The 20,477-nt window shown below is 61.2% G+C and carries 24 protein-coding genes; 22 read left to right on the forward strand and 2 right to left on the reverse strand.

The genetic code is table 11. The features are described 5' to 3' along the window. The first annotated feature begins 15 nt into the window (after positions 1-15). On the forward strand, positions 16-1,221 hold the full coding sequence (gene cbiE, locus ACOZK9_RS18950) for a precorrin-6y C5,15-methyltransferase (decarboxylating) subunit CbiE (RefSeq protein ID WP_421556335.1): 1,206 nt from the start codon (positions 16-18) through the stop codon (positions 1,219-1,221). Continuing rightward, complete coding sequence (locus tag ACOZK9_RS18955) at positions 1,218-1,937, forward strand: cobalt-precorrin-6A reductase (RefSeq protein WP_421556336.1); 720 nt, start codon at positions 1,218-1,220, stop codon at positions 1,935-1,937. Before cbiE ends, ACOZK9_RS18955 begins: the two co-directional genes overlap by 4 nt. Positions 1,938-2,042: 105 nt before the next feature. Here ACOZK9_RS18955 and ACOZK9_RS18960 read toward each other — a convergent pair whose 3' ends face one another. Then, positions 2,043-2,288, reverse strand: a complete 246-nt coding sequence (locus ACOZK9_RS18960; protein WP_058414504.1) for a DUF6124 family protein — start codon at positions 2,286-2,288, stop codon at positions 2,043-2,045. Between the two features lie 434 nt (positions 2,289-2,722). Further along, positions 2,723-2,968 carry a DUF6124 family protein gene (locus tag ACOZK9_RS18965; RefSeq protein WP_421556337.1) on the reverse strand — a complete coding sequence of 82 codons (246 nt, stop codon included), beginning with the start codon at positions 2,966-2,968 and terminating at the stop codon, positions 2,723-2,725. Positions 2,969-3,491: 523 nt separating this feature from the next. Between ACOZK9_RS18965 and ACOZK9_RS18970 the strand changes: the two genes are divergently transcribed. The 20 genes from ACOZK9_RS18970 (at position 3,492) to ureC (ending at position 20,386) form a co-directional block, all read left to right on the forward strand. Then, complete coding sequence (locus tag ACOZK9_RS18970) at positions 3,492-3,794, forward strand: type II toxin-antitoxin system RelE/ParE family toxin (RefSeq protein ID WP_421556365.1); 303 nt, start codon at positions 3,492-3,494, stop codon at positions 3,792-3,794. Between the two features lie 3 nt (positions 3,795-3,797). Beyond that, positions 3,798-4,088 (forward strand): addiction module antidote protein, encoded by a 291-nt coding sequence (locus ACOZK9_RS18975; protein ID WP_058414501.1) that lies wholly within the window; start codon positions 3,798-3,800, stop codon positions 4,086-4,088. Between the two features lie 97 nt (positions 4,089-4,185). Next, entirely contained in the window at positions 4,186-4,581 is a 396-nt protein-coding gene (locus ACOZK9_RS18980; protein ID WP_152745924.1) for a DUF2946 domain-containing protein, read from the forward strand. A gap of 46 nt (positions 4,582-4,627) precedes the next feature. Next, positions 4,628-5,110, forward strand: a complete 483-nt coding sequence (locus ACOZK9_RS18985) for a copper chaperone PCu(A)C (RefSeq protein ID WP_058414499.1) — start codon at positions 4,628-4,630, stop codon at positions 5,108-5,110. An 11-nt stretch (positions 5,111-5,121) separates the two neighbouring features. Next, a complete protein-coding gene (locus ACOZK9_RS18990) occupies positions 5,122-5,523 on the forward strand; it encodes a DUF2946 domain-containing protein (RefSeq protein ID WP_421556338.1) in 402 nt (133 codons plus the stop codon). 93 nt (positions 5,524-5,616) lie between these two features. Next, entirely contained in the window at positions 5,617-7,101 is a 1,485-nt protein-coding gene (locus tag ACOZK9_RS18995) for a PepSY-associated TM helix domain-containing protein (RefSeq protein WP_421556339.1), read from the forward strand. 209 nt (positions 7,102-7,310) lie between these two features. After that, positions 7,311-8,099 carry an ABC transporter ATP-binding protein gene (locus tag ACOZK9_RS19000; RefSeq protein WP_421556340.1) on the forward strand — a complete coding sequence of 263 codons (789 nt, stop codon included), beginning with the start codon at positions 7,311-7,313 and terminating at the stop codon, positions 8,097-8,099. Beyond that, positions 8,096-9,043 carry an ABC transporter substrate-binding protein gene (locus ACOZK9_RS19005; RefSeq protein WP_421556341.1) on the forward strand — a complete coding sequence of 316 codons (948 nt, stop codon included), beginning with the start codon at positions 8,096-8,098 and terminating at the stop codon, positions 9,041-9,043. Before ACOZK9_RS19000 ends, ACOZK9_RS19005 begins: the two co-directional genes overlap by 4 nt. Further along, complete coding sequence (locus ACOZK9_RS19010) at positions 9,040-10,050, forward strand: FecCD family ABC transporter permease (RefSeq protein ID WP_122249813.1); 1,011 nt, start codon at positions 9,040-9,042, stop codon at positions 10,048-10,050. The genes ACOZK9_RS19005 and ACOZK9_RS19010 overlap by 4 nt, the downstream gene beginning before the upstream one ends. Before the next feature lie 240 nt (positions 10,051-10,290). Then, entirely contained in the window at positions 10,291-11,556 is a 1,266-nt protein-coding gene (urtA, locus tag ACOZK9_RS19015; RefSeq protein ID WP_421556342.1) for an urea ABC transporter substrate-binding protein, read from the forward strand. Positions 11,557-11,675: 119 nt separating this feature from the next. After that, on the forward strand, positions 11,676-13,196 hold the full coding sequence (gene urtB, locus ACOZK9_RS19020) for an urea ABC transporter permease subunit UrtB (protein ID WP_421556343.1): 1,521 nt from the start codon (positions 11,676-11,678) through the stop codon (positions 13,194-13,196). Continuing rightward, positions 13,196-14,275 (forward strand): urea ABC transporter permease subunit UrtC, encoded by a 1,080-nt coding sequence (gene urtC / locus ACOZK9_RS19025; protein ID WP_122249810.1) that lies wholly within the window; start codon positions 13,196-13,198, stop codon positions 14,273-14,275. The genes urtB and urtC overlap by 1 nt, the downstream gene beginning before the upstream one ends. Beyond that, positions 14,272-15,120 (forward strand): urea ABC transporter ATP-binding protein UrtD, encoded by an 849-nt coding sequence (gene urtD, locus ACOZK9_RS19030; RefSeq protein WP_421556344.1) that lies wholly within the window; start codon positions 14,272-14,274, stop codon positions 15,118-15,120. Before urtC ends, urtD begins: the two co-directional genes overlap by 4 nt. 127 nt (positions 15,121-15,247) lie before the next feature. Continuing rightward, positions 15,248-15,946: an urea ABC transporter ATP-binding subunit UrtE gene (gene urtE, locus ACOZK9_RS19035; protein WP_421556345.1), complete on the forward strand. Its 699-nt coding sequence runs from the start codon at positions 15,248-15,250 to the stop codon at positions 15,944-15,946. Between the two features lie 31 nt (positions 15,947-15,977). Then, complete coding sequence (locus ACOZK9_RS19040; protein ID WP_058414489.1) at positions 15,978-16,817, forward strand: urease accessory protein UreD; 840 nt, start codon at positions 15,978-15,980, stop codon at positions 16,815-16,817. Positions 16,818-16,902: 85 nt separating this feature from the next. Continuing rightward, positions 16,903-17,205 (forward strand): urease subunit gamma, encoded by a 303-nt coding sequence (gene ureA, locus ACOZK9_RS19045; RefSeq protein ID WP_003171437.1) that lies wholly within the window; start codon positions 16,903-16,905, stop codon positions 17,203-17,205. Positions 17,206-17,214: 9 nt separating this feature from the next. After that, positions 17,215-17,727, forward strand: coding sequence for a GNAT family N-acetyltransferase (locus tag ACOZK9_RS19050; protein WP_058414488.1), 513 nt, complete (start codon positions 17,215-17,217; stop codon positions 17,725-17,727). Positions 17,728-17,732: 5 nt separating this feature from the next. After that, positions 17,733-18,266: a GNAT family N-acetyltransferase gene (locus tag ACOZK9_RS19055; protein WP_058414487.1), complete on the forward strand. Its 534-nt coding sequence runs from the start codon at positions 17,733-17,735 to the stop codon at positions 18,264-18,266. After that, positions 18,263-18,568: an urease subunit beta gene (locus ACOZK9_RS19060; protein ID WP_058414486.1), complete on the forward strand. Its 306-nt coding sequence runs from the start codon at positions 18,263-18,265 to the stop codon at positions 18,566-18,568. Before ACOZK9_RS19055 ends, ACOZK9_RS19060 begins: the two co-directional genes overlap by 4 nt. A 117-nt stretch (positions 18,569-18,685) precedes the next feature. Continuing rightward, positions 18,686-20,386, forward strand: coding sequence for an urease subunit alpha (gene ureC / locus ACOZK9_RS19065; RefSeq protein ID WP_058414485.1), 1,701 nt, complete (start codon positions 18,686-18,688; stop codon positions 20,384-20,386). Positions 20,387-20,477 lie beyond the last annotated feature (91 nt).

Below are 20,477 nucleotides of genomic sequence, written 5' to 3' on the forward strand. Positions count from 1 at the left end.
GTTCAAGGAATTGATATGTCGCCCTGGCTGACGGTAGTAGGCATCGGTGAAGACGGCTTCAAAGGGCTCGGCAGAAACGCCCGGCATGCCTTGCTGCGCGCCTCGCGGATTATAGGTGGCCAACGCCAGTTGGACCTGTTGCCGGTGTGTATTCGTGGCGAACGCCAGCTGTGGCCGAGCCCGTTTACGCTGGAGCCGGTGCTGGCGCGGCGCGGCGAGCCGGTGTGTGTGCTGGCCAGCGGCGACCCGATGTTCTATGGCGTGGGCGCCAGTTTGGCGCGGCAGGTGGCGGCTGAAGAGTTGCTGATTTTACCGGCGCCTTCGTCGGTTTCACTGGCGGCGGCGCGGCTCGGTTGGCCGTTGCAGGACGTGGTGACGTTATCCGTGGTGGCTCGGCCAATGGCGGCGATTAATGCGCACCTGGCCAGTGGCACTCGGTTGCTGGTGCTGAGTAATGATGGGCGCAGCCCTGCGCAGATTGCCGCGCTGTTGGTTGAGTCCGGGTTTGCGCCTAGCCGGTTGAGCGTGTTTGAACACCTGGGCGGCGCGGCCGAGCAGCGTATCGACGGGCTGGCAGAGGAGTGGAAACACCGTTCAGTCGCCGATTTGAATCTGGTCGCCATCGACTGCCTGGCCGACGCCAACACGCCGCGCCTGTCACGCCTCGCCGGGCTGCCCGACGCCGCGTTCAAACACGACGGCCAACTGACCAAGCGCGATGTGCGCGCCATGACCCTCGCCCGCCTCGCGCCAATGCCTGGCGAACTGTTGTGGGATGTCGGCGCGGGCAGCGGCTCCATCGGCATCGAATGGATGCGCGCGCACCCAAGCTGCCGCGCCGTGGCGATTGAAGCCGATGCAGGCCGCCAAGGGTTGATCGAACACAACCGCGACGCTCTTGGCGTGCCCGGCCTGCAACTGCTTCGCGGCAAGGCGCCGCACGCTTTGCAGGGCCTGGAAGCACCGGATGCGATCTTCATTGGCGGCGGCGTCACCCGCGACGGCGTGCTCGACACCTGCTGGCAACACCTGCGCCCCGGTGGTCGGCTCGTCGCCAATGCGGTGACCCTGCAAAGTGAAATGACCTTGATGAACTGGCGCGACCAGCACGGCGGCGAACTGACACGCATCCATGTGGCTCAGGCTCAGCCGTTGGGCGAGTTTGATACGTGGCGCCAGGCGCTGCCGATCACTTTGCTGGACGTGGTGAAGCCGCTATGAAGCGCATTCTGTTGCTGGGCGGCGTGACTGAAGCGCTGGCGATTGCCCGCACGCTCGGCCCGCAGCATATCTACAGCCTCGCGGGCGTGGGTCGCGTACCGACGGACCTGACCTGCCAAGTGCGTGTCGGCGGTTATGGCGGGGCCGAAGGTTTGGCGCAGTTTGTTCGCGATGAAAACATCAGTTTGATACTTGATGCCACGCACCCCTATGCCGCGCAGATCAGCCAGAACGCGGCCCTGGCGGCGCGCTTATGCGGTATTCCAAGCTGGGCATTGCGGCGCCCCGCGTGGCAACCGCAGGCGGCGGATGACTGGCGCGAGGTAAGTGATTGGGCCCAATTGATTGAAGCGTTGAAACCGTTCAAGCGTCCGTTGTTCACGCTGGGCCGCGAGCCGTTGCAGCATCTGCATGAGATCCCCGCCGAGCAGTTTTGGACCCTGCGCGCGCTGGATGTGTACCCCGGCAATGAACGCTGCGAAGTGATCGGCGCACGTGGGCCGTTTCTGATTGAAGATGAGCGCGCGTTGTTTGAGCGGCGTGGGATTGACGTGCTGATCAGCAAGAACAGCGGCAGTGCGGCCACCGAGCCCAAGCTTGAAGTGGCGCGGGAACGTGGAGTGCCGGTGGTGGTGTTGAAGCGGCCGGTGCTGGCTGCTGTGGATCGGGAATTCACCACCGTGGCCGCGCTGCTGAAGGCAATCATCGACCTCTGAACAACACTTTTCTAATGTGGCAGGGGGCTTGCTCCCGATGGCGGTGTGTCAGTCACTGATGTGTTGGCTGAACCACCGCCATCGGGAGCAAGCCCCCTCCCACATTTAAACGGTGGTCGTCTGCCCGACGCGTTCGTGCACACGCTCCGCCAGCAACTGCGCCAACTCGATCAACTGCGCAATGCCCAGCAACTCCTCGCGTTTTGGTCCTTCCAGGTTAAAGGCCAAGTCACAGCTCAGGGCATTGGCCGAGGCGAGTGTTTCGCTGAGGTTCACGAACAGGTCTTCGGTGCTGATGCCATCAGCCACGGTGAACAGCAGGACGGGGGGATTTGGGGTGGGTTTAATCATTGTGAAGCTCCTTAATCTGAGTGGAGCTGCCACCGAGCGCCGCGATGCGATGGGTGGCAGCTGTGCGCAGGTTCGCGGACCGGAGATCAAGGAAGCCGGCATACCCGAAGGTATCCCGCGCACAGCCGCCATAACGCTGCACAGTAGACGATAAAAAATCGTCAACTGATAGCTGGCCGTACTTAATCATTCCAGGCCGCGACGCCCGACCGCTGAGTTTGCAGCGGTGTACGCAGACTAGAGACCGAGTGTCCTAGGGACAACCTGAAATCCCTGTCGGAAATTTCTCCAGTGCACGTGCAACAAGCAGGCTCAACGCCAAGCAATAGCCGAGCGCACTCCAAACTGTGGGAGCTGGCTTGCCTGCGATAGCATCACCTCGGTTCAACTGGAAGACCGAGTCGCCTGCATCGCAGGCAAGCCCCCTCCCACATTTAAACGGTGGTCGTCTGCCCGACGCGTTCGTGCGCACGCTCTGCCAGCAACTGCGCCAACTCGATCAACTGCGCAATGCCCAGCAACTCTTCGCGTTTTGGTCCTTCCAGGTCAAACGCCAAGTCACAGCTCAGGGCATTGGCCGAGGCGAGTGTTTCGCTGAGGTTGACCAACAAGTCTTCGGTGCTGATGCCATCGGCCACGGTGAACAGCAGGACGGGGGGATTGGGGGTGGGTTTAATCATTGTGAAGCTCCGGAGATGTAAATAGGAGCTGCTACTGATCGCCGCGACGCGATGGGGGTGGCAGCTGTACGCAGGTTCGCGGACCGATTCTCCAGAACACCGGCATACCCGAAGGTATCCCGCGCACAGCCACCATAGCGCCGCACAGTAGACGATAAAAAAGCGCCCACTGAAAGGAGACGGTGACGCTTTTGCGTCTGAAGAAATACGGGCCGCGACGCCCGACCGCTGAGTTTGCAGCGGTGTACGCAGACTAGAGACCGAGTGTCCTAGGGAAAACCTCAAAACGTTGTCGGAAATTTCTGTGCTTACTGATACCAAGCCAAACATGACGTTGCTTGGTTTCGCCACCTAAAAGTCGACCGGCCCTACAACCACTTCCGAACCAGCTGGCTGGTTCAGCCAAAAGCCCTCGCTATAACTTCACCTCTCGCGGTTTTGCATCAACGTCCGCGATGGGGATGCATTTGTTTTGCAGCGCATCGCGACTTGCCATTCTGTATCCCAAGGAATACGATTCGTGATGATTGAGTTCATTGAAACCATCGAGTTTGTCAGATGGTTGGAAGCACTGCGGGATCCTTTCGCCAAAGTACGCGTTTTGAAGATACTGCGAATGGCGGAGGCAGGAAATTTCGGTGACTGTGAGCCTGTCGGTGACGGTGTGTCAGAAATGCGAATCCACTACGGCCCTGGGTATCGCGTTTACTTCACGCGTCGAGACAAGGTGTTTTATCTGTTGTTGGTAGGTGGCGACAAATCGACACAAAGCCGAGACATCACGCGTGCAAAACAACTGGCAATAAATCCTGGAAGCGAGGAATAAATCATGAGCGAGTCTTTTACCCGTTTTGATGCAGCAAAATACTTGAAAACGCCTTTGGAGATGGCCGCCTATTTGGAGACTTGCTTTGAAGACGATGCGGGGGACGGCCTGCTGATTCGTACCGCCCTCAACGATATTGCCCGTGCCCAAGGCATGACCCAAATAGCCCGAGACGCAGGCTTGGGACGCGAAAGTTTATACAAAGCCCTCTCCACCACTGGCAATCCGGAGTTCGCGACTATCATGAAAGTAATGAAAGCGCTTGGCCTGAGGCTCCACGCCTCCGCTATCTGATAGCCCTGTGACACCAAACCACACCACGCCTTTTTACTTATGCCCCCCGATCAGGCTAAATACCCGCCTGATCGCTTAACCCTACGGATTGTCCGCCATGGCCCGTCAACGCTTTGCAAGTGTGTGGATCGCCTGCTTCGCAGTGCTGTTCAACGCCTTTGCCATGCCGATGGCCAGCGCGATGCAGCACTCTCAAGACCCTGTTCAGCAAATGCTGTGGGGCAGTTTTTGTTCGTCGAATGGCGCCAGCCTGAAGGCCATTGCGCTGGGCAAACTGGATATTCCGGCGCCGCAGCAAGACGACCATTCGACCCTGCAGCATTGCGCGTGTTGCTCAGGCTCTGCGCCGTGGGTGGCGCTGCCGGGGCACGTGCCGCAGGTGTATGTCACACGGTTTGATGCGGTGCCGGGCGTGTCGCCAGCGGCAGTGCAAAACCCTGCGCCGCGCCAGCAATGGCCGAGTCTTAACCCGCGCGCCTCCCCCACGGTCTGACTGTTTCGCACGTTAACTGCGTTTAGAACCGTTCTGGAGAACTGCCATGCTCAAATCTTCCCTGCTACTGGCTGCGTTGTTGCTGCCGGTGTTCAGTGCCGCGAATGCCGAAGACTACAAGGTCGGCGACTTGCTGGTCAGCGACCCGTGGTCACAGGAGTTGCCGCCGAATGCGCCGACCGTCGCGGCGTATTTTGTGATTCATAACAGCGGGGCTACCGCCGACCGTTTGCTCAGTGTCGAGACGCCGGTGGCGGACAAGGCCGAGCTGCATGAGCATGTGATGCAGGGCGACTTGATGAAGATGCAGCATGTGCTCAGCGTGGCGGTACCGGCCAAGAGTGATTTGACCTTTGCGCCGATGGCCTATCACGTGATGCTGCTGGGCCTTAAAGACCGCAGCCTGTTGGCCGATGGCAAGCAATTCCCGCTGACCCTGACCTTCGAAAAAGCCGGCAAGGTCGAGGTGGAAGTGTCGGTGCAGAAAGTGCCGCCGACCGCCACCCAAGGGCATCAGCACGCTCAATAGGCCAACACCCGATGGGCGCCCCTCGCGCCAGGTTGTCTCCACACCAGCGCCGGATGCGCGGCAGTTGGATCAGCCTGTTCGCCATGCTGATGATCTTTATCGGTCCGCTGATTTCCCAAGCGATGCCGATGGATCACCACGCCGCTATGCCGATGGAAATGTCCATGGACATGCCGGGCAGTCACGGCGATGCCCATCACCCTAAAGCCCCCGACGAACATCACGCGCTGTGGGCCAAGTGCGGCTATTGCGACCTGCTGTTCAGTTGCCCGGCACTGCCTGGCAGTGTGTCGTACCTGACGCTTGGCACTGTGCCAGCGGCCAGCGCCCTCACCCCGGCCCCCCGCCTGGGCCATGCCCGACAGAGCATCTTCCCCGGCGCCCGCAGCCGCGCGCCACCCATCACTGCGTAAGCACTGCATAACGTTACTTCACCCAGGCCGACTTTAAACAGACAGCCGCAGGCTGCTGGCCGTGTTGTTTACGATTGATGGATGGAATTTGTCATGTCCAGGTTTTCTGCTGACACCCGCGCTGATCACACTCCCGAAAGCCCCGCGCCAACCGGCACCGGCCATAAAAAACATCGGGAGCCAACCCCCTCCCACAAGGGTTCTCAAACAGTTTCTTTCTACAACCTGGCTTGGCGTTGGCACTTTTACGCCGGGCTGTTTGTGGCGCCGTTTATGGTGCTGTTGGCCCTGACCGGCATCATTTACCTGTTCAAACCGCAACTCGACCCGCTGATGTACGGCGACTTGCTCAACGTGCAACCCGCTGCGCACGCGTTAAGTGCCGATGAACAATTGCAACGCGCGCAAGCGGCCTTCCCCCAAGGCACGATCAGCAAATACCTGCCGCCTGCCGATGCCACCCGCAGCGCGCAATTTGTGATGCATGACGGCGGGCGCGACGTCACGGTGTTCGTCGACCCGTATCGCGGCAGAGTGCTCGGCGAGCAGGATGCCAAATACAACCTGCAAGCCATCGCCCGCGCACTCCACGGCGAGCTGATGATCGGCACGCTCGGCGACCGCCTGGTGGAACTCGCCGCTGGCTGGGGCGTGATGCTGGTGGTGTCTGGCGTGTACCTGTGGTGGCCGCGCGGCAAGTCGTCGGCCGGGGTGCTGTGGCCTCGCTTTAACACACGTGGCCGGGTGTTCTGGCGTGACATGCATGCAGTCGCAGGCTTTTGGGGCGCGGCGTTTTTGCTGGTGATGCTGCTCAGCGGCATGACCTGGACCGGCTTCTGGGGCAAGCAATACGCCGACTTGTGGAATCGCTTCCCGGCGGCCATGTGGAACAACGTGCCGCAGTCCGACCAGCAAGCGCGCAGCCTCAATACCGCGAGCCAACAGACCGTGCCGTGGGCGATGGAGAACACGCCAATGCCGATGTCCGGCGACCACGCCGAACACATGAACCACGGCGCGATGCAGGCAGGCCCCGCCGCGCCGACGGTGCGCCTGCAACAGGTGGTCGATATGGCCAACTCACGCAAGGTCGAGCCCGGCTACAGCATCACCTTCCCGACCACGGCCACCGGCGTGTTCACCGTCGCGGTATTTGCCGACGACCCGCGCAACGACGCCACGCTGCACATGGATCAGTACACCGGCAAGGTGCTCGCCGATGTGCGCTGGGCGCACTACAACACGCTGGCACGCGCCACCGAAACCGGCGTGATGCTGCATGAAGGCAAGATGTTCGGCTGGGTCAACCAACTGATCGTGCTGCTGATTTGCCTGATGATTCTGCTCAGTGCAGTGAGTGGTCTGGTGATCTGGTGGAAGCGCCGGCCAGCCGGTGGGCTGGGCGTTCCACCGTTGCGCCATGACCTGCCGAAGTGGAAAACCGCGATGCTGATCATGCTCGCGCTGGCGATCATTTTTCCGCTGGTAGGCGCCTCGTTGATCGTGGTGTGGGCGCTGGACCGTCTGGTGTTGGCGCGGTTTTTTAGCCCACGTGAATCTGCTTCAGGTTCTGCGTGAAACAGGCGAGCTACCTAAAACAGAGCCCTTGTGTAGCCTTGCGCGACCTGTGTGTCGCAGCCAATAAGTGTTAACTTATAACACTTTCTGCGCTATCGTTACTCGCCGCGCCCTGCGGCGAGTAACCCTTCCAGTAAGACTGATCAACCGATGAACAAGGGGCTTGCTTGCTCCCACATTTTTGATTTGCGCTGACCTTGAGAACATTGATGACGTCACTCGCTATAACCGGCCTGGCCTGGACCCCACCGGGTCACGACCATTGCAGCCACCAGTTCCAACTGCGTGACGCCAGCCTGCAGGTCGGTGCGGGGGAGTTTGTCGGGCTGATCGGCCCCAATGGCAGCGGCAAGACCAGCCTGTTGCGCTGTGCTTACCGGTTCAGCAAACCGCAACTCGGCGAGGTGCTGCTCGCGCATCAGAACGTGTGGAAACACAGCGCCAAGTGGTGCGCGCAACGCGTCGCGGTGGTGCTGCAGGAATTCCCCGATGCCTTCGGTTTGCGCGTGGATGAAGTGGTCGCCATGGGCCGTACGCCCCACAAAGGCTTGTTCGACGGCGACACGCTGCACGACCAGCAATTGGTGCGCAGCGTGTTGACGTCGGTGGGTATGCAGGACTTCGAAGACCATGCGTTTGCCACGCTGTCGGGCGGTGAAAAACAGCGGGTGATTCTCGCCCGCGCTCTGGCGCAGCAACCGCAACTGCTGATTCTGGATGAGCCGACCAACCACCTCGACCCGCGCTATCAGCTGGAGCTTCTGAAGCTGGTCAAACGCTTGAACATCGGCACGCTGGCGAGCATCCACGACCTCAACCTGGCCGCCGCCTTCTGTGACCGCCTGTACGTGATCAACCACGGGCGCATCGTCGCCAGCGGCACGCCCCACGAAGTACTGACCGTCGAGTTGCTGCGCGACGTGTTTGGCGTCGACGCACTGATCGACACTCACCCCTTGTCCGGCTACCCCCGAATAACTTGGATAACCCAACCATGACCCTGCGCGCCCTGCTCTCTCTCGCCCTGTTGTTCGGCACTGCCCATGCCTTCGCCGCGGCGACCGAATACCCGGTGACCATCAAAAGCTGCAACCGCGACGTGACCTTTCAGGAAGCGCCGAAACACGCGGTCAGCCACGACATCAACATGACGCAGATGATGCTCGCACTCGGCCTCAAATCGCACATGGCCGGTTACAGCGGCGTCACCGGCTGGAAGTCGGTCACGCCGCAAATGGCGGCGATCCTCGACGGCCTGCCGGAGCTGGCGAGCAAATACCCGTCAGTGGAAACCCTGCTGAATGCCAACGTCGATTTCTTCTTCGCCGGCTGGGACTACGGCATGCGCGTGGGCGGTGACCTCACACCGCAAACCCTGCAACCCTTGGGGATCAACGTGTATGAGCTGACCGAGTCGTGCGCGTTTGTGATGAAGCGCCCGGCCGCCACGCTGGACGACACCTATAACGACCTGCGCAACCTGGGCAAGATCTTCGATGTGCAAGACCGCGCCGCTGCCTTGATCGCGCAGATGCAGGCGCAGGTTGCCGAGGTGCAAAAACACCTGCCTGCCAGCAAACCGCGCGTGTTCCTGTATGACAGCGGCGAAGACCGCGCCATGACGTCCGGCCGCCTGGGCATGCCGCACGCGCTGATCGCCGCCGCCGGTGGCCGCAATATTCTCGATGACGTCGACGCCAGTTGGACCCGCGTCAACTGGGAGACCGTGGTGGAGCGCAACCCGCAGGTGATCGTGATCGTCGACTACAGCGAAACCACCGCCGAGCAAAAACAACAGTTCCTGCTCAATAACCCGGCCCTGCAGTCAGTGGACGCGATCAAGAACCAGCGCTTTATCGTGATCCCCTACGTGCAGGCAACGCCGGGTATCGACAACGTGTTGGCGGTTGAAACGCTGGCCAAGGGGTTTCACGGCGAATGATCACGCGTCGCTACAGGCTGTTGCTGATTGCGCTGGGCGCGTTGCTGCTGGTCTCGTGTGTGGTCTCGCTGGGGTTCGGCTCGGCGCGGGTGCCGGTGGAGGTGGTGTGGCAAATTTTGCTGAACAAGGCGTTCGGTATCGGTGCCGTCAACTGGAGCGCGGGGCAGGAACATATTGTGTGGCTGATCCGCGTGCCGCGCATGCTGCTGGGTGCGCTGGTGGGCGCCGGGCTGGCGTTGATCGGTGCCGTGTTGCAGGCGGTGACGCGCAACCCGCTGGCCGACCCGCACCTGTTGGGCGTGACCTCCGGCGCCACCCTCGGCGCGGTGATTGTGGTGCTGCATGTGGGGCAAATCATCGGTGTGCTGACCTTGCCGATCGCCGCGTTTATCGGGGCCTTGTTGAGCATGCTGGTGGTGCTGGCGGTGGCCAGCCGTAACGGCCGCCTGGAGAGTGACCGGCTGTTGCTGTGCGGCGTGGCGGTGTCGTTCGTGATGATGGCGGTGGCCAACCTGCTGCTGTTTATGGGCGACCACCGCGCCGCGTCGGCGGTGATGTTCTGGATGCTTGGCGGCTTGGGCCTGGCGCGTTGGGAGCTGCTGGCGATCCCCGCCGCTACCGTGCTGCTGGGGCTGATATTGCTGCTGGGCATGGCGCGGCCGTTGAATGCCTTGATGGCCGGCGAGCAAACCGCCGTGACCCTGGGCCTGAACGCGCGCAACGTGCGGCTGAAAGTATTCCTGGTCGCGTCGTTGATGACCGGCGTGCTGGTGTCCATCAGCGGTTCCATCGGTTTTGTCGGCCTGATGGTGCCGCACATCGCCCGCCGTTTGGTCGGCGCCGAGCACCGCCGATTGCTGCCGGTATGCGTACTGCTGGGCAGTGTGTTTCTGGTGTGGGTGGACGTCGCAGCCCGCACCCTGATCGCCCCCGAAGACCTGCCGATTGGCGTGGCGACGGCAGCCATCGGCGGGCTGTTTTTTATCGGCTTGATGCGCAAGCGCTGAGGTACGCGTTCAGCCGTTGCCAGCGCAGACCAATCGCGCAATCGCGCTGCCTGCCTGTGCTTGCGCCCTTTATAAGGGCCTGCCGTGCACTCGGTGGCGATTGCGGCGCCAAGTTGGTGCGCAGCACCGTCAGCCTCAGCGCTCAGTTGCCCTTTAACCCGGTGTTAAGTGCCGCAGGCACAGCCTTTGCAAAGTCCTGCGTATCTGCCCACAAAAATATCGGTTTACGGAGATCGCACCATGCAGCGTCGTAGCTTGATCAAGGCTTTTACTTTGTCGGCATCCATTGTCGCCATGGGGTTGACCTGGACTGTACAGGCCGCCGAGACCATCAAGGTCGGCATCCTGCATTCGTTGTCGGGGACCATGGCCATCTCCGAAACCTCGCTTAAAGACATGGCGTTGATGACCATCGACGAGATCAACGCCAAGGGCGGCGTCAACGGCAAAATGCTCGAACCGGTGGTCGTAGACCCCGCGTCGAACTGGCCGCTGTTTGCCGAAAAAGGCCGCCAGTTGCTGACCCAGGACAAAGTCGCCGTGGTGTTTGGTTGCTGGACCTCGGTGTCGCGTAAATCGGTGCTGCCGGTGTTCGAAGAACTTAACGGCCTGTTGTTCTACCCGGTGCAATACGAAGGCGAAGAAATGTCGCCTAACGTGTTCTATACCGGTGCGGCGCCGAACCAGCAGGCGATCCCTGCGGTGGAATACCTGATGAGCGAAGAAGGCGGCAGCGCCAAGCGTTTCTTCCTGTTGGGCACCGACTATGTGTACCCGCGCACCACCAACAAGATTTTGCGTTCGTTCCTGCACTCTAAAGGCGTCGCGGATAAAGATATTGAAGAGGTCTACACCCCGTTCGGCCACGCCGATTACCAGACCATCGTCGCCAACATCAAAAAATTCTCCGCCGGCGGCAAAACCGCAGTCATCTCCACCGTGAATGGCGACTCCAACGTGCCGTTCTACAAAGAACTCGCCAACCAGGGTTTGAAGGCAACCGACGTGCCGGTAGTCGCGTTCTCGGTGGGTGAAGAAGAACTGCGCGGCATCGACACCAAGCCGCTGGTGGGCAACCTTGCCGCCTGGAACTACTTCCAGTCGGTCGAGAACCCGGTGAACAAGAAATTCGTCGCCGACTGGAAGGCCTATGCCAAGGCGCACAACCTGCCGGGCGCGGATAAAGCCGTGACCAACGACCCGATGGAAGCCACCTATGTGGGCATTCATATGTGGGCGCAGGCGGCGGAAAAAGCCAAGTCCACCGACGTCGACAAAGTGCGTGAAGCACTGGCCGGCCAGACCTTCGCCGCGCCGTCGGGCTTTACCCTGACCATGGATAAAACCAACCACCACCTGCACAAGCCGGTGATGATCGGCGAGATCCAGGCCGATGGGCAGTTCTCCGTCGTATGGCAGACCAACGAGCCGATCCGTGCACAGCCGTGGAGCCCGTACATTCCTGGCAATGACAAGAAGCCGGATTACGCGGTGAAGAGCAACTAAGCCGCACCACAGATCAAATGTGGGAGCGGGCTTGCTCGCGAATGCGGTGCATCAGTCAAAGCATTTGGTACTGATCCACCGCATTCGCGAGCAAGCCCGCTTCCACAGTTTGACCGCGCATGATCAGGACACTTTTCTATGCCCACTGCCCTCCACCGCTTCATCCTCGCCGCCCTGCTGTTGCTGCCTTCGCCGCACATGCCAGCGACGCCGAAGATTTCCTTGCGGCCAACCCGACGCAGCAAGCCAAACTGCTGCAGGACTGGGCCGCTCAGCCCGACCCGGCGCGTATCGAGCTGGTCGACGCGCTGCAACAAGGTCAACTTACGCTAAACGGTGAAACCAAAACCGTGCGCCTGAACAACCGTCTGCGCGGCCTGATCGACAACGTACAAGCCAGCCAGCAATTGCTCGCTGCTGACCCCAAAGTGCGTCTTGGCGCCGCGCAAACCCTGCAAAAAAGCGCACAACCTGCGCAACTCAAATTCCTCGACCAGCGCGTTGCCGCCGAAACCAACGAGGACGTACACACCGCCCTCAGTTTGGCCCTGGCCAACTTGCAACTGGTCGACAGCGACCCGGCCGTGCGCCTGCAAGCCGTGCGTTTGCTGGGCGGCACCGGTGACCCGCTGGCGCGCACGCGCCTTGAAGCGTTGCTCGCGCCGGGTGTCGAAAGCGACGCCGCCGTGCACACCGCCGCCGAGACCAGCCTGGCCCAAGTCAAACGTAAATTGATGTTCGGCGAGATCCTCGGCCAAGCCTTCAGCGGCATGTCGCTCGGTTCAATCCTGCTGCTCGCCGCTTTGGGCCTGGCGATTACGTTCGGGCTGCTTGGCGTGATCAACATGGCCCACGGCGAGATGCTGATGCTCGGTGCTTATTCCACCTACGTCGTGCAATTAATGATGCAGCGCTATGTGCCCGGCGCCATTGAGTTCTACCCGCTGATTGCGCTGCCGGTGGCGTTTTTCGTCACCGCCGCCATCGGCATGGCGCTGGAACGCACGGTGATTCGTCACCTGTATGGCCGCCCTCTGGAAACGCTACTCGCGACATGGGGCATCAGCTTGATGCTGATCCAACTGGTGCGCCTGGTGTTCGGCGCGCAGAACGTTGAAGTGGCGAACCCTGCGTGGCTGTCGGGCGGCATTCAAGTGCTGCCCAACCTGGTGCTGCCGTACAACCGCATCGTGATCATCGCGTTTGCGCTGTGCGTGGTGGTGCTGACCTGGCTGCTGCTGAACAAAACCCGCCTGGGCCTCAACGTGCGCGCGGTTACCCAGAACCGCAACATGGCCGCCTGCTGCGGCGTGCCGACCGGGCGCGTAGACATGCTCGCGTTTGGCCTCGGTTCCGGCATCGCCGGCCTTGGCGGCGTAGCACTCAGCCAGATCGGCAACGTCGGCCCGGACCTCGGCCAGAGCTACATCATCGACTCGTTCCTGGTGGTGGTACTCGGCGGTGTCGGCCAGTTGGCCGGTAGCGTAATGGCGGCTTTCGGTTTGGGCATTGCCAACAAAATTCTCGAACCGCAGATCGGCGCCGTGCTCGGCAAAATCCTGATCCTCGCGCTGATCATTCTGTTTATTCAGAAGCGCCCGCAAGGACTCTTCGCACTGAAAGGACGGGTGATCGACTGATGAACCAGCCATTGATGCTTACGGCCACGCAAAAGGTCGGCCCCAAGGTGACGATAGCGCTCGGCGGGGTGATGTTGGCCCTGCTGTTGGCGCTGCCGTTGTGTTCACTGCTGTCACCGGAAAACCCGCTGCACGTGTCGGCCTACACCCTGACATTGGTGGGCAAAATTCTGTGCTACGCGATTGTCGCGCTGGCGCTGGACTTGGTGTGGGGCTATGCCGGGATGTTGTCGCTCGGCCACGGTTTGTTTTTTGCCCTCGGCGGTTATGCGATGGGCATGTACCTGATGCGCCAGGCGTCCGGCGATGAACTGCCGGCGTTCATGACCTTTTTGTCGTGGAGCGAATTGCCGTGGTATTGGGTGGGCACCGAGCACTTCCTCTGGGCCATGTGCCTGGTGGTGCTGGCGCCGGGTCTGCTGGCGCTGGTATTCGGTTTCTTCGCCTTCCGCTCGCGGATCAAGGGCGTGTATTTCTCGATCATGACCCAGGCGCTGACCTTTGCCGGGATGCTGCTGTTTTTTCGCAACGAGACCGGGTTTGGCGGCAATAACGGCTTCACCAATTTCCGCAGTATTTTGGGCTTCGGGATCACCGAACCGGGCACGCGGGCGGTGCTGTTTGTGGCCACGGTGGTGCTGCTGGTGGCGAGCCTGTACACCGGCTGGCGCTTGGCGCAGAGCAAGTTCGGGCGGGTATTGACCGCACTGCGCGATGCCGAGAACCGCCTGATGTTCTGCGGCTATGACCCGCGTGGTTTCAAGTTGTTTGTGTGGGTGTTGAGCGCGGTGTTGTGTGGCTTGGCCGGCGCGTTGTACGTGCCGCAAGTGGGCATCATCAACCCCAGCGAAATGTCGCCGACCAACTCGATTGAAGCCGCCGTGTGGGTAGCCTTGGGCGGGCGCGGCACCTTGATCGGCCCGTTGCTCGGCGCGGGCGTGGTGAACGGCATGAAGAGCTGGTTCACCGTGGCCTTCCCGGAATACTGGCTGTTCTTTTTGGGCGCGCTGTTCATCCTCGTCACCTTGTATTTGCCCAAGGGTGTGATCGGCCTGTTGAAGAAACGGGGTGAACAATGAGAGTCACAGCGACGGCGGAATTTATGCTCGAACCTATTCTTGATGCGGGCAGCGGCCGTGATGCGATCGGTATCGGCCATGCCGCAGGCGTCGGCCTGAACACGCGCCACGGCACTATCCTGACCCTGGAAGACGTCAGCGTCAGCTTCGATGGCTTCAAGGCGCTCAACGACTTGAACCTGTACATCGGCGTCGGCGAATTGCGTTGCATCATCGGCCCAAACGGTGCGGGCAAAACCACGCTGATGGACGTGATCACCGGCAAGACCCGGCCGAGCCATGGCAAGGCCTGGTTTGGCGAAACCCTCGATTTGACCAGCCTGAGCGAAGTGCAGATTGCGCAGGCGGGCATCGGGCGCAAGTTCCAGAAACCCACGGTGTTCGAAGCGCTCAGCGTGTTCGAGAACCTGGAACTGGCGCAAAAGGCTGACAAGTCGGTGTGGGCCAGCCTGCGTGCACGCCTGAGCGGCGAGCAGAAAGACCGCATCGATGAAGTGCTCGACACCCTGCGCCTGACCGCCTCGGTGCAGCGCCCGGCCGGGCTGCTGTCGCATGGGCAAAAGCAGTTTCTGGAAATTGGCATGCTGTTGATGCAAGACCCGCAACTGTTGCTGCTGGACGAACCGGTGGCGGGCATGACCGACGCCGAAACCGAGTTTACCGCTGAACTGTTCAAGCGCCTGGCGGGCAAGCATTCGTTGATGGTAGTGGAACACGACATGGGCTTTGTCGGCTCGATTGCAGACCACGTGACCGTGTTGCACCAAGGCAGCGTGCTGGCCGAAGGGTCGCTGGAACAGGTGCAGGCCGATGAGCGGGTTATTGAAGTTTATTTGGGACGGTGACACATCGGCCAGCTTCCGAGCTGCAAGCTTCAAGCTTCGAGCGGCAAGTGAACGCTGAACCGTGTGCCGACCTGCTCTTACTTGCAGCTTGAAGCTTACTGCTCGAAGCCCAACTAACGGAGTTCCAATGCTACAAGTACAACAGCTGCACCAGTACTACGGCGGTAGCCACATCTTGCGCGGGCTGTCTTTTGACGTGAAGATCGGCGAAGTCACCTGCCTGCTCGGCCGTAACGGCGTCGGCAAAACCACCCTGCTCAAGTGCCTGATGGGCTTGCTGCCAGCCAAAGAAGGCGTGGTGAACTGGGAAGGCAAGACCATCACCGGCTTCAAACCACACCAGCGCGTGCACGCCGGCATCGCCTACGTGCCCCAGGGCCGGGAGATTTTCGGGCGGCTGACGGTGGAAGAAAACCTGCTGATGGGCCTGTCGCGTTTCCCGGGCGCCGAAGCCAAGGAAGTGCCGGCATTTATCTATGAGTTGTTCCCGGTATTGCTGCAGATGAAGCACCGCCGTGGCGGTGACTTGTCCGGCGGCCAGCAACAACAGTTGGCGATTGGTCGCGCGTTGGCCAGCCGCCCGCGCCTGTTGATTCTGGATGAGCCGACCGAGGGCATCCAGCCGTCGGTGATCAAAGAGATCGGCGCGGTGATCAAAAAGCTCGCGGCGCGCGGCGACATGGCGATCCTGCTGGTGGAGCAGTTCTACGACTTCGCCGCCGAGCTGGCCGACCAATATCTGGTGATGTCACGCGGGGAAATCGTCCAACAAGGCCGAGGTGAAAATATGGAAAGTGAGGGTGTGCGCGGCTTGGTTACCATCTAATCTGTAGCGTCCTAACGATAAGCACTGAACCATGAACCTGCCCGTTTCCCCTGCCCTGTTCACTCCCAGCTGGCACGCCGAGCTGGAGCTCGGCTACGCGCGTTTCGGCGACACCACGCGCCCGGTGATGCGCCGCCACGTCGGCCCGCTGCGCGTGCAAAAGCACCTGTACGCCGAAGGCCCCGAGGTGTGCCAGCACATCATCGTGCACCCGCCGGGCGGAATTGCCGGTGGTGACCGTTTGGATATTCGCGCCACTGTCGGCGCCGGTGCCTGGGCACAATTGACCAGCCCCGGCGCGGCCAAGTGGTATCGCGCCAGCGGCCCGGCGTTTCAACAGCTCGACTTGAGCGTGGAAGCCGGCGCGACGCTGGAATGGCTGCCGCAGGAAACCATTGTGTTCAGCGCCGCCCAGGCCGAACTCACCACACGCATTGACCTGCAAGGCGATGCGCGGCTGTTCTATTGGGACGTGGTCGCCCTCGGCCGCCCCGCCAGTGGCGAGCGTTTCGACCTCGGCCACTTTCAATCGCACCTGGATATTCGCCGCGACGGCCAGTTGCTCTGGCATGAACGCCAGCGCATTGTGGGCGCCGATGGCTTGCTCGACTCGCCCATCGGGCTGGACGGGCAACCGGTGTTTGCGACGTTGCTGCTGACTGGCGACATCGAACCTGAACTGCTTGAGGCCTGCCGCAGCCTGCCGCATGCGGTGCGCGGCGACCTGACCCAGTTGCCGGGTGTGTTGGTGGCGCGCTGCCTGGCCAGTGAAGCGCTGCACGCGCGGGGCTGGTTGATTGATCTATGGAAGTTACTGCGCCCGGCGGTGCTTGGGCGAGCGGCCGTCGCACCCCGAATCTGGAGCACATGAAGATCACAAGGCGGGAGGCGCAAGCCACCTCCCACCCTGGATCTCTGTTGTATTTAAGAATGTATGCCACGAAGGACCTTGAACCATGGATTTGACCCCACGGGAAAAAGACAAACTGTTGATCTTCACCGCAGGCCTTGTCGCCGAACGTCGCCTGGCGCGGGGTGTGAAGCTCAACTACCCGGAAACCATCGCCTACATTTCCGCCGCCTTGATGGAAGGCGCCCGCGATGGCCGCACGGTCGCCGACCTGATGCACTACGGCACCACGCTGCTCAGCCGCGAACAAGTGATGGAGGGCATCCCGGAAATGATCCCCGACATTCAGGTGGAGGCCACGTTTCCCGATGGCACCAAGCTGGTCACCGTCCACCAGCCTATCGCGTGAGGCCCGGCCATGATTCGTGATGCCACCTGGCAAGACTTGCCAGCGATTCTGCACATCTACAACGACGCGGTGCTCAACACCACGGCGATCTGGAACGAACAACCGGTAGACCTGGCCAACCGTCAGGCCTGGTTCAGCGCGCGCCAGGCGCAGGCATACCCGATTCTGGTTTCGGTGGAAAACGCTGAGGTCACCGGCTACGCCTCGTTCGGCGACTGGCGGCCCTTCGAGGGTTTCCGCTACAGCGTCGAACACTCGGTATATGTACGCAATGACCAGCGCGGCAAAGGCCTTGGCCCGCGCCTGATGCAAGCACTGATCGAACGTGCCCGCGCCTGCGGCAAGCATGTGATGGTCGCGGCCATCGAAAGCGGCAACCAGGCGTCTGTGCGCCTGCACGAGCGCCTGGGGTTCGTCACCACCGGGCAGATGCCGCACGTGGGCATCAAGTTCGGCCGCTGGCTGGACCTGACCTTTATGCAACTGACATTGAATCCGGGCGCCGAACCGCCCAAGGAGTGAGATCGATGAACACTGCTCAACTGCGTCGAGTGAATGCTGAAAGTTTTGCGCATTACCGCCAGGGCTTGATCGAGCTGCTGCTCGACGCGGTCAAGCATGGCGCCTCGGTGGGCTTCATGGATGACTTCGATGAGGCCCAGGCGCGTGCCTATCTGAGCGGGGTGCAGGCCAGTATTGAAGACGCGAGCCTGCTGCTGTGGGTGGTGGTGCGCGACGAAAAAGTGATCGCCAGCGTGCAATTGGCGCTGTGCCAGAAAGCCAATGGCCAGAACCGCGCCGAGGTGCAAAAACTGCTGGTGCACAGCAGCGCGCGCCGCCATGGTTTGGGGCAACAATTGATGAGTACTCTGGAACTCGCCGCGCGCCAGCACAAGCGCGGCCTGTTGTACCTCGACACCGAGGCCGGTTCGGGTGCCGAAGCTTTTTACCAGTCGTTGCGCTACACCAAGATCGGTGAGTTGCCCGACTATTGCCAAAGCCCGGACGGGCGTTATACGCCGACCGCCATCTACTTCAAGACCTTGGGGCAACCTGCATGATTCCTGGCGAATATCAGATCCAGCCTGGCGACATCGAACTCAACGTGGGCCGGCGCACCGTTAGCCTGAGCGTGGCCAACAGCGGTGATCGGCCGATTCAGGTGGGCTCGCATTATCATTTTTTCGAGACCAATGACGCGCTGACCTTTGACCGCGCCGCGAGCCGTGGCATGCGCCTGAATATTCCGGCGGGCACGGCGGTGCGCTTTGAGCCGGGGCAGGCGAGGACTGTCGAGCTCGTCGACCTGAGCGGGGAACGCCGAGTGTTTGGGTTTACAGGAAAGGTCATGGGCGACTTGTAGGTCGACTTCAAGCTCCAAGCCTCAAGTTGCAAGAAAGAGCAGTTTGCGGCGCACATATTGGCTTTTACTTGAGGCTTGCAGCTTGAAGCTTGCAACTCATATGCGAGGAATTAGGCTATGAAAATCAGTCGTCAGGCATATGCCGACATGTACGGCCCCACCGTCGGTGACAAGGTCCGCCTGGCCGACACCGAGCTGTTCGTCGAAGTCGAGCAGGACTTCACCGTTTACGGCGAAGAAGTCAAATTCGGCGGCGGCAAGGTGATCCGCGATGGCCAGGGCCAGAGCCAATTGCTCGCCCATGAGGTCGTGGACACGCTGATCACCAACGCGCTGATCATCGACCACTGGGGCATCGTCAAGGCTGACGTCGGCCTGAAAAACGGGCGCATTCACGCGATCGGCAAGGCCGGTAACCCGGACATTCAACCGGGCGTAACCATGGCCATCGGCGCCAGTACCGAAGTGATCGCCGGTGAAGGCATGATCCTCACCGCCGGCGGCATCGACAGCCATGTGCACTTCATCTGCCCGCAGCAGATCGAAGAAGCGCTGACCAGCGGCGTGACCACCATGATCGGTGGCGGCACGGGACCGGCCACCGGCACCAACGCCACCACCTGCACCTCAGGGCCGTGGCACCTGGCGCGCATGCTGCAAGCCAGCGATTCGTTCCCGATGAACATCGGTTTTACCGGCAAGGGCAACGCCAGTCTGCCCGAGCCGTTGATCGAACAGGTCAAGGCCGGCGCCATCGGGTTGAAGTTGCATGAAGACTGGGGCACCACCCCGGCCAGCATCGACAATTGCCTCAACGTGGCCGATCAGTACGATGTGCAGGTGGCGATCCACAGCGACACGCTCAACGAATCCGGCTTCGTCGAAACCACCCTCGCCGCGCTCAAGGGCCGCACCATTCACACCTACCACACCGAAGGTGCCGGTGGCGGCCACGCGCCGGACATCATCAAGGCTTGCGGTTTGCCGAACGTGTTGCCCAGCTCCACCAACCCGACCCGGCCGTTCACCCGCAACACCATCGACGAGCACCTGGACATGTTGATGGTCTGCCATCACCTGGACCCAAGCATCGCCGAAGACGTGGCGTTCGCCGAAAGCCGCATCCGCCGCGAGACCATCGCCGCTGAAGACATCCTGCATGACCTCGGCGCGTTCTCGATGATCAGCTCCGACAGCCAGGCCATGGGCCGCGTCGGCGAAGTGATTACGCGGACCTGGCAGACCGCCGACAAGATGAAAAAACAGCGCGGCGCGCTGCCCGGTGACGGCCCCGGCAACGACAATTTCCGCATCAAACGCTATATCGCCAAGTACACCATCAACCCGGCGATCACCCACGGCGTCAGCCACATTGTCGGCTCCATCGAGGTGGGCAAATGGGCTGACCTGGTGCTGTGGCGCCCGGCGTTTTTCGGCATCAAGCCGACCTTGATTCTCAAGGGCGGCGCGATTGCTTCAAGCTTGATGGGTGACGCCAACGCGTCGATTCCCACCCCGCAGCCGGTGCACTACCGCCCCATGTTCGCAAGCTTTGGCAGCGCTTTGCACGCCACCAGCCTGACCTTTATCAGCCAGGCTGCGCAGGACGCCGGGTTGCCCGAAGCGTTGGGTTTGAAGAAGCAAATCGCGGTGGTCAAAGGTTGCCGCAACGTGCAGAAAACCGACCTGATCCACAACGACTACCTGCCGGATATAGAGGTGGACCCGCAGACCTATCAGGTCAAGGCCGACGGCGTGTTGCTGTGGTGCGAACCGGCGGAAGTGCTGCCGATGGCCCAGCGCTACTTTTTGTTCTAGCCAAGCCGAACGCAGCTAACGGTGGGAGCGGGCTTGCTCGCGATGGCGGTGTGTCAGATAAGTAGTTTTCAACTGACACACCGCAATCGCG

This window comes from Pseudomonas kitaguniensis, from assembly GCF_049199985.1.
GTDB classification, from domain to species: domain Bacteria; phylum Pseudomonadota; class Gammaproteobacteria; order Pseudomonadales; family Pseudomonadaceae; genus Aquipseudomonas; species Aquipseudomonas kitaguniensis.